This window comes from Candidatus Arsenophonus nilaparvatae (assembly GCF_045346035.1).
Classification (GTDB): Bacteria; Pseudomonadota; Gammaproteobacteria; order Enterobacterales; family Enterobacteriaceae; genus Arsenophonus; species Arsenophonus nilaparvatae.
Genome location: NZ_CP158507.1, coordinates 280,922 through 295,751 on the forward strand (window position 1 = coordinate 280,922; position 14,830 = coordinate 295,751).

The 14,830-nt window shown below is 33.4% G+C and carries 11 protein-coding genes and 1 pseudogene; 4 read left to right on the forward strand and 8 right to left on the reverse strand.

Annotated features, from left to right (window positions below):
• Positions 1-11: 11 nt before the first annotated feature.
• Positions 12-497 carry a winged helix-turn-helix domain-containing protein gene (locus tag WH390_RS01340; protein WP_052044885.1) on the reverse strand — a complete coding sequence of 162 codons (486 nt, stop codon included), beginning with the start codon at positions 495-497 and terminating at the stop codon, positions 12-14.
• A gap of 1,660 nt (positions 498-2,157) precedes the next feature.
• Between WH390_RS01340 and WH390_RS01345 the strand changes: the two genes are divergently transcribed.
• The 3 genes from WH390_RS01345 to hemB all read left to right on the forward strand — a co-directional run bounded on the left by WH390_RS01345 (position 2,158) and on the right by hemB (position 5,868).
• Complete coding sequence (locus WH390_RS01345) at positions 2,158-3,303, forward strand: PLP-dependent aspartate aminotransferase family protein (protein ID WP_032115441.1); 1,146 nt, start codon at positions 2,158-2,160, stop codon at positions 3,301-3,303.
• A gap of 26 nt (positions 3,304-3,329) precedes the next feature.
• The gene (locus WH390_RS01350) at positions 3,330-4,748 is read left to right on the forward strand and encodes a Na+/H+ antiporter NhaC family protein (protein WP_032115442.1); all 1,419 of its coding nucleotides are present in this window, start codon (positions 3,330-3,332) and stop codon (positions 4,746-4,748) included.
• A gap of 142 nt (positions 4,749-4,890) precedes the next feature.
• Positions 4,891-5,868, forward strand: coding sequence for a porphobilinogen synthase (gene hemB, locus WH390_RS01355; protein ID WP_032115443.1), 978 nt, complete (start codon positions 4,891-4,893; stop codon positions 5,866-5,868).
• Positions 5,869-5,898: 30 nt separating this feature from the next.
• On the opposite strand, the gene crcB is transcribed toward hemB, so the two are convergent.
• The gene (crcB, locus tag WH390_RS01360) at positions 5,899-6,282 is read right to left on the reverse strand and encodes a fluoride efflux transporter CrcB (RefSeq protein ID WP_032115444.1); all 384 of its coding nucleotides are present in this window, start codon (positions 6,280-6,282) and stop codon (positions 5,899-5,901) included.
• A gap of 302 nt (positions 6,283-6,584) precedes the next feature.
• Here crcB and WH390_RS01365 point away from each other — a divergent pair.
• Positions 6,585-7,621 (forward strand): annotated as a pseudogene (locus tag WH390_RS01365) (IS5 family transposase).
• 82 nt (positions 7,622-7,703) lie between these two features.
• On the opposite strand, the gene WH390_RS01370 reads toward WH390_RS01365, so the two are convergent.
• From WH390_RS01370 to WH390_RS01395, 6 genes are all read right to left on the reverse strand, one after another.
• Positions 7,704-8,444, reverse strand: coding sequence for a fimbrial protein (locus tag WH390_RS01370; RefSeq protein WP_187290948.1), 741 nt, complete (start codon positions 8,442-8,444; stop codon positions 7,704-7,706).
• A 101-nt stretch (positions 8,445-8,545) separates the two neighbouring features.
• A complete protein-coding gene (locus WH390_RS01375) occupies positions 8,546-11,071 on the reverse strand; it encodes a fimbria/pilus outer membrane usher protein (protein ID WP_238565686.1) in 2,526 nt (841 codons plus the stop codon).
• A 21-nt stretch (positions 11,072-11,092) separates the two neighbouring features.
• A complete protein-coding gene (locus WH390_RS01380) occupies positions 11,093-11,803 on the reverse strand; it encodes a molecular chaperone (RefSeq protein WP_148305560.1) in 711 nt (236 codons plus the stop codon).
• Between the two features lie 59 nt (positions 11,804-11,862).
• On the reverse strand, positions 11,863-12,420 hold the full coding sequence (locus WH390_RS01385; protein WP_032115445.1) for a fimbrial protein: 558 nt from the start codon (positions 12,418-12,420) through the stop codon (positions 11,863-11,865).
• Positions 12,421-13,402: 982 nt separating this feature from the next.
• Positions 13,403-13,915 (reverse strand): DUF2165 family protein, encoded by a 513-nt coding sequence (locus WH390_RS01390; RefSeq protein WP_032115446.1) that lies wholly within the window; start codon positions 13,913-13,915, stop codon positions 13,403-13,405.
• A gap of 212 nt (positions 13,916-14,127) precedes the next feature.
• A complete protein-coding gene (locus tag WH390_RS01395; protein WP_032115447.1) occupies positions 14,128-14,817 on the reverse strand; it encodes a porin in 690 nt (229 codons plus the stop codon).
• Positions 14,818-14,830: the final 13 nt, after the last annotated feature.

A 14,830-nucleotide genomic window follows, 5' to 3' on the forward strand; every position in this document is an offset into this window, starting at 1 on the left:
CGAAATCATGACTATTTACATTTAATGTTCAATGTTAAACGCTGAAAACTATCCTTTATTGTATTTGAAGAACAAATACCCTCTTTGAATACAGGTAATATTCTGCCAATACTTTGCATATAAAGCCCACTTTGCCGCTTATCATGGTTAGGAATTTCGTATAAATAATCATTCTTTGCATTTAAATCAATAAGTTTTACATCACTATTAAAACAATATCCTCTACCATAAATTGTTATAATCAAATTTTCCTGTTTAAACAATTTTCTCAATGAATATATGCAACGAACAACTGATTCATCTTTTACTTCGCCACCTTGCCAAACATAAGCAACGATATCATCTTTCTTTATAATCTTTTTACTATTAGCCACTAGACAACTTAATGCCCTTAATTCTTTAGGTGGTACTGCAATAATTTCTCCATTTTTCATCAGCATTTCATTGCAATGCAATCGATAATCTAAAAATTGAAAAACTAAATCTTGATGTTTCATAATAAGCATCCTCTTCTACAACTTTATTTAATAGTCTAATTAATAGCCATCCTTGAAAAGGGTATCCATAATAAAATTGCTCTACACTATCCGTTATTCTACAGATTTTTTATTATTTACATTAAATAAAATGATTGAAGGTTAAACAACTCTTACCACTAATATGAATAAATTTAAATTTTTTAATTCCATTACTTAACTCCGCTAATGAAAACAAGCATCAGTATGATTTTTAAATAATAAAATATATAGGAAGTATAATAATATATTATAATAGTTATCTATTACAAGAAAAGATTAAAGTCATATTACCTCAATTATGCAATTTGTTTTTATCGATCCGTTTACGCATTATTGATAGCCTAAAACTATCAAAAAATAAACATTTTAATAACCAATTGATAATAAAGAATATTATAATATTTTTTATTTGCGCATCAAAAAATAAACATAATCAATTTATTTATAATTTAACAATAACATTTAATGCTTAAAATCATCCAAAATGAAACATTTTATTATCTAATAATAAATATTTTTTAAACTTTTACAATAAGATATTCTTTTTTGATATTTTATTTGATAATAAATTTATTTTGTTATTTCTAAATATTTTATCAAATAAAATCTACTGTTATAAATTTATTATTACTTACACACAACATTAATTTATTGACTAATAAATTAGTTTATTAAATATTTTTAATGATATCTCAATCTATTTATGTTTGTTTTTTAAACAAAAGTAGATATAAGATACTATTTTCCCCTTTCAATACAAAATTATACCAATAAATATATATTTGATATGTACTGCAGGCTTTTGTTCACAACTAATTAATTCATCATCTTTTAATGCTCCAATTTTTCTTATCATTAATTTTTTGCTGTATAAAAATAAACTTAAATTTTAATAACTAATATTTCGTTCACTCTATAAAAGTTAGCTATTCTTTACCGCTTTAACTAGCCACTAAATAGCCACTTTCCTTTTGTTGTAAGTGATAAATTTATTTTTATGCTATTTTTTAATTTTCTATAAGCACTAATTAATGATAGTAATTATCTTTATAAGCTATCATTGATAGATTTTAACACTAAAATAAAATCAAAATATGACTCTTCCATCTTACATGATAAATAGAAATTTATTTTATATTGTGAATAGAAACTTCATACAATAAAATTTAACTTACATTATGATTATGCAAACAAAAATATAACAATATTTTATTTTTGTTTGGAAATACTTAGTTGATTTTTATATAAAAACATTAATATCAAGACGTAATGAAAATAAAAGAATAGATTATTTTAAAAAATAATTCATAAGAATATTATGAAGTCTATATTTTTTAAGTTGTAATATTTCTTATTTACCAATCTACCATTATAAATACCACATTTTTAGTAATTTAATATTATAAAAACAAAATATATATTCTATTAACGAGAAATAAATAAAATATAAAATATTTGTTATTTTATAAAATACGCTATTACTCCTTAGCATATTGGTGTAGGATAAATATAATAGTACAAATATATCAAATAGCCCCTTTGGTTAACACGAATCTATTGTAATTCTATCCATTTATACAACTATACTTATTGTCATATAATGAATTAACACTGATTAGAAAAAAATATAAGGATTATAATGGCAAAATTTTCAACTATTTTAATTCATGGTGGAAACCAGCTTGATAAAGCTAATAATGCGCTTTTCCCCACTATCACCACAGCAAGTAGTTTTATTCAACAAAATATTGATGTAAATGGTGAATTTAGCTACTCAAGAATTAAAAATCCAACTCGCTATGCATACGAAACGTTACTTGCCGATATTGAAAAGGGTATTTATGCTACCGCAACCGCATCGGGTGTCGCTGCAACATTACTAATATTAAATTTACTACCACAAAACTCTCATATTATTGCCATGCAAGGGGTCTATGGCGGTACTTACCGTATATTTGAAAAGTTAATCAAAGAAACAAGTGGCCATCAAGTTGATTATATTGATCTCAATAATCTCCAACTAGTCAAACAGCATTTACGCAATAATACCCGTCTGATTTGGATAGAAAGCCCTACTAATCCGCTATTAGAACTTGTTGATATCAGTAAAATTTGTCAGTTGGCAAAAGAAAATAACATCATAACCTGTGTCGATAATACTTTTGCTACTGCCTGGAATCAAAAACCCCTTGAATTAGGCGCTGATATTGTCATGTTGTCTACCAGTAAATACATAGGCGGACACTCAGACTTGATCGGTGGCGCCGTTATCACTAATCAATCTACAATAGCCGATAAAATTGATGCTATTAAAACAACCATCGGTGCTATTGCTTCACCTTTTGATGCTTATCTTGCATTAAGGGGATTAAAAACTTTAGATCTTCGCATGACAAGACAATGCGCTAATGCACTGACAATTGCCAAGTTTTTAAATAATCATCGTAATATCACAAAAGTATACTATCCAGGGCTATCAGATAATCCCCAGTATCATATTTGTCAGACACAAATGAAAACTGGTGGCGCTGTTGTTACCATTAACATTAATGGCAATCGAGATAACGTAAAAAATATTATCAGCAAATTGCAATATTTTGTTCTGGCCGAGTCATTAGGTGGTGTTGAAAGCATGGTAAATCATTCAGCAACCATGTCCCATGCCGCTATGACTGAAGATGAAAGAGTAAAAATGGGCATTTACAATACAACATTACGTTTATCCGTAGGGATAGAAGATATTGACGATCTAATTAACGATTTAGAGCAAGCACTTAATTTTTAATACTCAGCTAGAGACAGGGTATCGCAATGAATGACTACGGAATTTGGACAGTAATTACGCCGCTTATCACTATTATACTCGCGATAATAACACGTCAAGTAATCTTATCATTATTGATAGGTATTTTAGTTGGTTATACCGTTATTAACGATCACAATATTTTGTTAGGCATTCAAGCAACACTAACAGGAATTATTGCTACTTTTGCCTCCCCCGGCAATACACAAACTATTATTTTTATTTTGTTAATTGGCGGAATTATGCGGTTAATTAGCGTCACCGGCGGTGTTAGAAGTTTAGTATATTTACTAACCAATAAAACGCGTTTAATAAAAAATAAAAAAGCAATTCAACTGCTAGCCATGTTTATTTCAATAATCATTTTTATTGAGAGTTCTATTAATCAATTAGTCGCTGGTGCTTCCACTAAAAATATTGCTAGATATTATGGTGTTTCCGCAGAAAAAATGGCCTATATTATTCAAACCTCTGGTGTCTCTGTATGTTCTTCTGTCATGATCAATGGTTGGGGAGCAGCCATGATGGGGGTTATTGGCGTACAAATCTCTAAAGGTTTTATTTCTGGCGAACCATTCGAAATTCTTGCTACCGCTATGCCATATAATATTATGGCTTGGTTATCACTAGCTTCAGTACTATTTTATATCCTCACCGATTATTCATGGGGGCCGATGAAAATAGCTGAACAAAAAGCGATTGCCAATCAACATCGATCTCATCAGCTATCTTCCATTACTGATGAGGAAGTCATTGATCATCCAGCAACCAACACTGTATTGAACTTTTTTATTCCTATTCTGGCAACAGTTTTAATGGTACCTATCGCTCTATATATCACCGGTAATGGCGAGTTCACTAAAGGCAGTGGCTCAACCTCAGTTTACTGGGCAGTTATGTTTGGTACTTTAGTCTCGTTTATCTGGTTTTTAGCCCGCCGCATTTTGACGATCGAAAGTTTCTTTAAGGAAATTTATATCGGTTACGCCAGCATGATCAAAATTAGCTCAGTGATGATTTTAGCTTTTTTAATGGGCAATGTTTCTGCCGATCTTAATACTGGTGCTTATATTGCACAAATTTCTTCAGGCGTGTTGCCGGCAGGGTTTTCGATAGCTTTCATTTTCTTAATCAGCGCTATCATGTCATTAGCAACCGGCACTTCATGGGGAACTTTTGCTATTATGATCCCAATTGGCGTGCAATTAGCGCTTTCCGTTAATATGCCTACCGAATTAATGATCGGAGCAGCAATTACCGGCTCGATTTTTGGTGATATGACTTCGCCAATTTCTAGCGACGCCATCGTTGCTTCAATGGCGACTGATTGCGATCATATTGAACATATCAGAACCCAGATGCCTTATGCTATTGTTACCGCAATAATCGTATTAATTATTTATCTCTATTTAGGATTCAGCCAATAAGACAAAATGGCATGCATAGAGAAACAGCGCTATCAATAAAGATGTAAGATGAATTAATAGCATTTATAATACGATGCAAATATTATTATTAAAAAAATTATATGATTAATTATAATTTATGTAACAATAGCAAGGAGAAGGTGTGCAATATCAACAGCCTATTCGTCGTTTAAGGCGATTACGTCAAACAGAAACAGTTCGCGCTTTATTTAAAGAAACAATTTTAACGCTAAATGATCTTATATTGCCCCTTTTCGTGGAAGAAGAAATTAAAGATTATCAGCCTATTGCAACTATGCCTGGGGTTTTTCGTATCCCGGAACACAAATTACCTTATGAAATCGAACGGATCGCTAAAGCCGGGCTCAAGTCAGTGATGTTATTTGGTATTTCCCATCATCTTGACGAAACAGGTAGCGATAGCTGGCAAGAGAATGGTTTAGTTGCCCGTATGTCAAAAGCCTGCAAGGATAGCGTACCCGATATGCTAGTCATGTCAGATACTTGTTTTTGTGAATACACCTCCCACGGCCACTGTGGTGTTTTAGGTAGCAATGGCGTTGATAATGACGCAACATTACTCAACCTCGGCCGACAAGCAGTCACTGCGGCAAATGCTGGTGCTGATTTTATTGCGCCCTCTGCCGCAATGGACGGGCAAGTCAGGGCAATTCGTGAGGCGCTGGATAAAGCCGGTTTTACTAACACCGGTATTATGTCCTATTCAACCAAATTTGCATCTAACCTTTATGGCCCTTTTCGCGAAGCGGCAGGCTCTTGCTTAATTGGTGATCGCAAAAGTTATCAAATGGATCCAATGAATCGTCATGAAGCAATTAGAGAATCATTGATAGATGAGCAAGAAGGCGCTGACGTTTTAATGATAAAACCTGCTGGTGCTTATCTCGATATTATTCGTGATATTCGTGAGCGAACTGAACTGCCATTAGCAGCTTACCAGGTCAGCGGTGAATATGCCCAAATTAAATTTGCTGCTCAAGCAGGCGCGATTAATGAAATCGATGTTGCGCTAGAAACATTAGGTGCCATCAAACGTGCCGGTGCTAATCTGATTTTGAGCTATTTTGCGTTAGATTTAGCAGAAAAAGAGTGTCTTTAAGCAATTTAGGTTGACAAAAATTGTCAGATACTAGCGATTCTGAATTAATTGATAAATCACTATACCAAGGTAAGTTACCAATAAGGTACTAACCACATGAATTAAGATTTCCAAAAATCCATGATAGTAGCGCTGTTGCTGAAAGGAGAGCATAACTTCCAATGAAAAGGTAGAAAAAGTTGATAAACCACCACAAAAACCGGTCATTACCATCAATCGCCACTCAGGTGATAGGGTATAATGGTTAGCAAAATAAGCAAAAGCAAGACCTAATATAAAACTAGCAATAACATTTGACAGATAAGTCCCTAATGGTAAAAGTGCAATTAATGGATTTAATTTGGTTGACAAAAGCCAACGTGAGATACCACCAAGCGCAGAGCCTATTGAGATCGCCAAAAAGATTTTAATCATAAATTTATTTCATCCAATAGAACACATCATCAGCAATATTTTGTGCCATTTTTTCTATAGTAGCAATCGCCTTGATATAACAAATAATTAATAGTAAATAATACAATAATAATTTATTAGTATTCCCAATAGCTGGAAATTATGCCACCCTACCGCCTAAATTCACGTCTTTGATCGCATTAATCGTGATAAGTTAAAATGACTTAAAGTGTATACCTCAATACAGGGCACCTCGAAAAACCTAACCAGAGTTTGATTTCGCAGATAAAATTATCGAAAACTGACCTATTGCCCTGACCACCATGCAGAAAAGAAACGCCATTAAGTATGACCTCCTTGCAGACCAGTATCACCTACAGACGATTGACCAGTTGGTCGACCCTCTGGTCAAGATCGAAACCTGTATAGACTTTGCGCATCTGGCAGCGGAAATCGACCATGTGGTACCACGCCCTGTCAGCAAAAAAGGAGGACGTCCACCATTTCCAACCGAGACCATGGTTCGCATTTTAGTTCTAAAGCGTATCTACAACCTGTCTGACGAGCAGATGGAGTACCAGCTTTTGGACAGAATGAGCTTCAAGCGTTTCTGTGGGTTGCTCCATGCCATCAATATACCTGACCGTACCACTGTGTGGACGTTCGAGAACAGGATCGGTGAAGCTGGTGCTAAAGCCATTTTCGATGGTGTAACCTCACAGCTTTTGAAGAAAGGCTTTATAGCTCGGGGAGGCCAAATCATCGATGCCACCTTGGTACCTGCTCCGAAGCAGTCGTTCACGAAGGACGAAAAGGAGCAACTCAAGCAGGAAGCGATACCTGCTCATTGGAAACCAACCAAGCGGCGGCAAAAGATTTAGACGCCACGTGGACTAAAAAACACGGTAAGAGCCATTATGGCTATAAGCTTTCTGTGAACATGGACAAGAAGTACAAGTTCATCAGAAAAATCGTCACCGATACGGCCAGCACTCACGACAGTCAGCATTTCGAGAGGGTCATCGACAAGGCCAACACCAACCGTAATATCTACGCCGACCGAGGCTATCCCTCTGCGGAACGGGAAGCTTGGCTCAAGGCAAACGGCTATAGGAGCCAGATTCAGCGTAAAGGCCATCGAAATAAACCGTTGTCCAAGACTCAGCAAGGGCGCAACCACCGGATTGCAAAGATTAGGGCACGGGTTGAACATGCATTCGCGGCGATGGAACAAATGGGTAGAAAACTGATCCGTACCATTGGGCAAGTGCGCGCTAATTTTGCCATGACGATGATGGCAGCATGTTACAACCTAAAGCGGTTGGCGTACTTCCAGCGTACCGGCATCTTAGCTTTTTAACGCCCAGAATGGACAAAATGACACTGTCCATGGCAATGGACGGTAGGATTAGTAGCGGGGGGATCAAAAAACATCTAATTATTTAGAGACAAGCCGGAGAGCCATTGAAGATTTCGAGTTTTTCGAGGTGCCCAGGTGTATTATTAGCAAAAATTTGAATCCCAACCCCTGTTGCTGTCGAATTTGTATCAGCCGGTATAACGCCATTTGAATTTCCTCCTTGCCAGGTAATATAGGCTTGATTAACATCTTTACAGTTTACCTCAATATTAAAAGTCCGCTCTCCGGTGGTGCTGCCTTTACCTCTAAAATCTTTTTTAAATACTGTTCCCATCTGAACATTCAATTTTGGTGTTTTTACTATGCAAGAATGCTCTTTAATTTTTATGCCAGCAATATTATAAGTAAATAATATTTCATCGGTATCTTGTTTGTTTTCATCACGACGTGCTAGTGTTATTTTTATTGGATTTATTCTCCCCGATTGAAAGCCAGGATAAATACGAAGACTAAAATGACCAATAAACACGCGTTTATTACCGATCCTTCTATATTTATCAGTATGTATTCTTCTTAAAGAGCCGTTTCGATTTCGTTCCAAACTAAAAATAAATTTCACTCCTTTAAGATTAGTATTATAAATATTTCCACTAACAGAGCCAACGCCATCAATAGATCTAACATAGATATATTGATTATGTTTACCTTTACAATTTACGCTAATCGGACTACCCCTTTCTTCTATATCATAGGGGAGTGTTTTTTTATTAACGTCAATAGATATTTCATTAAATGTAATATTTTCTACTTCTTTATCAACCAAACATGCAGCTGCAATAGTGAATTGGCTATAATTAATTATTAATATAAAAATTATCAATGAAGCTATATTAAAATTAAATATCATATAATCCCTATTATATTTTATGCTGAAAAATGACTAAGCTTATAGCAATTGGCATTCATTTCTAATATATCTGATTCTCTTGGTAATTTAGAAAGATCTACTTTGACATAACATTGCTGTTTTTCACCCTTTCCCCATTGAACTCTTATTTTGGCTAAATCAGGTACTGCATTTAAATACAATTCACCATCATCACCAACAATACCATGGCTATCACCATCAATTAATGTGGCGATAGCACCAAAAGGGACGGGCTTATTATTTTGGGATAATTTGACCAATATACGATTACCGCGACGCACATGAAAATTAACCTTTGCTACCGCTCCTCGAGTTGGTACCACTTTTTGCACCGGATTATCAATATCTACCCCATTGGCTAATGATTCAGTATCAAGCGTAATATAGTTATAATTATATGGTTCGCTATAGGGGATCACCGCATAGCCTCGTCCATCTGTTTTAACACCACGATGATTTAATATTTTAGTTTCTACCGCACCATCGGCTTTAACTAATATAACCGTCTCCCCTAATGGTTGAGAAAAAACAATACCATTTCGATGAACAATAACACCACCTGAAAGCCCATAATTAAATGAACGATCGTTATTATTATAATTATATCCTACATTCATACGAGCCAAACTATTGGTATAATTCAAAGAAATACCGCCACCAAATTCTTTTAAACTTGTATAATTGTTATCAACCCGAACATTATATAATAAATCATCGTTATCAGATAAACTGCCATTAATGGCTAATTGTTGCCCATTTATTGTATTATTATTAATATTATAAGTGATCCAGCCGCTAGGTAACCATTTACTAAATGGAACAGAAACATTAAATGCTATTTGTTTATCCTTATTTTCAGTAGATTCATCATTATTATTAAAAAATAAATTTAATCCAAAGGTAATATCAGCAATATTAATATTATATCCGGCAGAAAATGACTGCGTAGTGCCTTTTTTTCGACGATAATTCTGCCAATAAGCAGAAAAATAAAAATTACCAAAATCTTCCAGATTTTGATTGAGCGTAAACTGAAATTGGCTAAGTTTATTTTGTCCATTTTCGGCATCCTGTTTTCTTAAAGGTCTATTTACTTCAGGAAAAGAATAATATTCAGAGCTAGTATAAAGATTTGCCGAAAAATTAAAGGATGTTCCTATTTCATCAATACTTTTTTCATATTGAATTTTATAAGATTGTCCTTTTTTATGTTTATTATTAGGCAAATTTGCATCAGCAAATACTACATTAAAAAAAAAGGCACCAAAATCATCTAAACCTAACCCGAAACCAAGGGAAAGAGATAAATAATTTTCTGCAGCCTGGATACCAGATAATAAACTTAATCGATTAGAAACCCCATATATTGATGCTAATTCGCTAAAATAGGGTTTATAAAAATTTGATTTCGAATTAGCATAGCGTCCCAAGGTAAACTGATACTTTAATTTTCCTTCTCGTTGCATTATTGGCACTGATGAAAATGGCTGAATGAATTTTGTTTGTTTGCCATTATCTTCCGTGACTGTAACATGCAAATTACCAGAACCATATATTGCATAAAGATCGGTGATCACAAAGGGACCTGGCGGAACATAATTTTCATAAATGATATAATTGTTTTGTCGAACCGTAACGCGTGCGTTTGTTTGCGCTATTCCTCTAATAACCGGCGCAAAATCACGTTGACTAGTTGGTAACATTAAATCATCTGAGATAATTGACGCACCAACGAATTTTATACTGTCAAAAACATCATTATTGGTAAATGTTTCACCTAAAATTATTTGACTTTTTAATTTATGAATATCTCGTTGAATATAACTATTAACGGACGATAAATTATTCTTACCTCGTTGCGAATCATAGTTATAAACTAATTGATTTCGAAAGCGCCAGGCACCGATATTAATGCCATTATGCAAATTTAAATAATAATTTTGACTACTGGCGTTACGATTATGATTATGTGAACCACTAAAATCATAACTAATTAAAAAAGCAGACTCCCCTTGTTGCCATAAATCGGTTGGAACAGTATCTCTGGCTATGTTATCCATAACTGCTTGCGGAATATTAATTTCAAGGCGTTGTTGATGAAAATCGAATAATATTGTGGCGTAGGGAATGTAATCCTCAATATTATACAAAATCTGTTTGGCAGGCAGCTTCAACAATTCAGGAAAAGCAGCTATTTTAACGCCCAATCGTTTTAGATCATCAACAGTTAACGCAGCAAATAATTTTCCATTTTTCTGAACAAAGTTAATATCCCTGTTCTCTTTTTCTGTCCCATTAAGAAAAACAGTGACTCTATATGTTCCTGGCAACTGTCCACCAGGTATAGAAAACGAACTTAAGTCAATAACGGCCTGTTCAGAATTACTTATTTCTAATGCTGATAATGGGAAATAATCTTGAGCAATAATTTCGGGTAAAAATATCAAGGAACATAACGTCACGAGAAAAAATATAAATGAACATAACTGTTTTTCTTCTAGTTGTTTATTAAAAAAAATCACACTAAAGACCTTCCATTTCATCTAAGGTAGATTTTTTTTCATCTCTGTACTAATACCACCATAACTATTGATGCTATTCCAACTAATTAAATCTGATGAGTTAGCCAATATATTAAAATAAGCGACTCCTTGTGGAGCAATCATGTCCTGATCTTTTAAATTAACTATTTGACTACCAATTTTAAGTTGATTAATAGTCACATAATAATTACTGGAATTTTTAACTGCTAATTGTTTACCAAGACGACGAAAAACTAATAATTTATAACTCTCATCCGCATCACCTTGAATTTCCTTTGGCCGATAAAATAATTTTATTCGGGTTTTTACCGTAATAAATAAAACATTTTGCAGATTATCCTGCGCAGAAGGGATCGCTTTAACATTGAGGTAAAAAACGGATTCTCTATCCAAGGGCAAGTCACCACCCGTTCGTATAATTCGCAAAATATTTTCTCTGCCTGCGTCTAAACGAAATAAGGGTGGCGTAACAATAAATGGCGCTTTTTTCCCATCGCTATTAATACTAATAAAAGACTGAATTAAATAAGGCCTATTCTCATCATGATTAGTTATCAGAATTGAAGCTTCCCTTTTATTTCCATCATAAATAACTCGTGTTCCACTAATTGTTACATTTGCATAAGTTTTAAATACAAAAAATAATAGTATATAAAGCGTAGAAAGCTTTATCTTTCTGTTTTTCATTATTATTACTCGAATATTAGTCATAAATATAAAGAATCCTTTCTATGACCAGAAAAAGTATCTATAAATTTAATTATCAATTTTTATTTATAAGCAATCTCAAAACTTATTGAAGCATTTGCTTTACCAGGTTTAGCTGTCTCACCATTAGATACATATGCCACTTTAAAAGGAATAATAAATAACACTCCTCCCTTAGGTGTTGCTATATTGTGTTGATATATATCACGGATATCTAATAAATTACCTGAATCATCATAAAGACCAATACCCACTCCTTCCGCGCCGGAACCATCTAACTTTATCAACTTGGGATTATGGTCATCCTTATTCGCTTTAAATGTTATTTTAGGCACGATACTATGACCATCATAATGAGGACAATTTTTTAACCTAAATGCTAATGGCCTCTCACTACCGTTAACTTTTTGACCTGAAGTACTCGGTACCTTATCTTTCATATAAACACCCATATCGATAGCTAAAGAAGAATTGGATGATCCAGGAGATAAAGTTACGTCACAAGGCGTGTCAATAATTGCCCCACTAAACGTCACGGTTCCATCAGTCGCAGAAAAAGCAATTTTACTGAATAAAATTAGTGATATACCAATAAAATAGCTGGTAAGAGTATTTTTCATTTATCTATTCCTAATAAAAACAAATGATATATTTCAAAATTATAGTGAAATATTTAAATGACGCAGCTGTATACTCGAAAAACATTAATTTATAATAAAATTAAAAACTGGAGTTGTAATTTATGATATGCAAAAAATAATACCTAGCTAGGCTGGTATAAAATATAGGTAAAGTAATAACTCCCAATCTGAAGTAATAAAATTATCTTTAATAAATTGGTCACCAAATTAATTATTCCATTTTAAAACAAGATCGTTATCATATTGATTAGTAATCATTACCATAAGCAATATATTACCTAAAAATAATCAAATTGCAACCAAAAAAATACATAATTTTACACATACTTTAACATTCTCGCCTAAATCTATCGTAAATATAATTTGGATACCATGAAAACATTACTTTAGGAATATACTTATTGTGATTTTAATAAAAATTAATTAAGTAATTGAAATGTCAGCATCAACTTATTAATATTTTTATATCATAAAAATTTTAAATAAATTCAGTTAGCAAAAGTGCGGTTATAATTTCTGTATACTTATTTAACTCAATATTTAATTATTTTTAAAATGGCGACAATTTATGATAATAAATAGAAAATTATTTTAATTTTTTAATAAAGATAGTTTGATGCTAAAACTTTGACTAAATTCTATCGTGCTAGGCAATAAATAATATTTCATTTAAGTACCTATTATTTAATATCGTTGAAAAAGAATTTTTAAATAAAACTATATTTTATTATATATCTCATTGGATGATACTATTGATATATTTAATAAATTATTATAAAAATATTTAATTTAATATTAGCGTAAAATAGCCGTAACAGCCGATATTATTCAGTTCAAAAAATAAAATAACATCTATTTTAACTAACGATAACCTAGCGGTTCATTAGCATTTATAAACTTATAAATGCTAATGAACTTTGCCAATAATATGACCTGCAACTCACGGCATATTAAAAGCTGGTTATTTCATCTCATCACGCTCGCGATTACGGTCTCTATCGCGATGAACAAGATAAATAAGCACCAACAAAATAGTAGTATAAACTTGAAACGCTTCTGCCCCGCTATTCCATTCAGACATCCACATGCCAAACCACTCCCGGCCTAATGACATATAGACAACTTGCCAGGTCAAAAAGCCCAATGTTAAGCCAGCAATTGCAATTTTTTTCTTTCTATTAAAATTAGCCGCAGTATTTTTCAAATTAGCCAATAATCTAATGCCACCAATCCAGCAAAGTATTGCCGTTAATGTTTGCAGAATAATCAGAATGATATAACTAACATTATGAGCAGTTGGAGATTCAATTGCACGGTACTTAATTGTAGCCTCAGGAAAGATAGTATCCATCAAAAGAACATGACGAATTAAGGCAAAATTGGTGTCATAATCGGTAATATTGCCTATAACCACTAAAGAGGCATATAACGCCACCGCACATACAGCCAACGCTTTAGACAAACGAATAATCATGATTTATTGTCCTTAGAAATACAATAAGATAATCTTCGATACAAGATGCAGGCTCAAAAATAAAAATGTTCACTGCTTAGCATAATTAACTAAACAATGAACAGAGTAATTTTAACACAAGAATTTAGAATTGGACAAAATTCAAAAAAAGGCGGTAATCTTGTTAATAGGTATATGAAAAAACCTATTATACCTTATAGACTTGATTTAAATTAATGGATATGTCTGGTCGCCCATAGATCATATTCATCAGCATGCTCAACTAGCACCTGAAAAATATCACCAGGATTAACATCAAATTCATCATTGAGATAAACCACACCATCAATTTCAGGCGCATCTGCCATACTACGGCCGACGGCTCCCTGCTCATCCAGCTCATCGATCATTATCCAGATCTTAGATCCAATTTTTTCTTGCAATCGCTGCTTAGAAATCTGCTGCTGAACCTGCATAAAACGGTGGTAACGCGCCTCCTTTACTTCTTCTGGAACTTGATCTGGTAACTCATTGGCCTGCGCACCATCAACATCATAAATAACACCATAATTACGACCATAGTCGATATGATGAGTATCATATTTTAATCCGGCAAACGCCAAATTATTCTTTGACTCATTACTTTTATCCCCTTCTCCGCCATGTAGTTCGGTTTCATGCTCAAATTTGGCAAAACCACTAGCAGAATCGGTAAACTGACTCTCTAATTCTAAACCCAGTTTTACTTTAATCTCATTACCATCGTGATCCTGATCTTTAGAACTCATTAGTTTAGATTCAATCTCACCATTAACCGCGATTCGACTACCTTGCTTATCATAAATATCTACTGCCATAGCCCCGGGAATATAAAAACAGAAAAAAATTAAACTGGCTGATTTATTTTTACGAAAAGAAAACATAATACTTATCTCA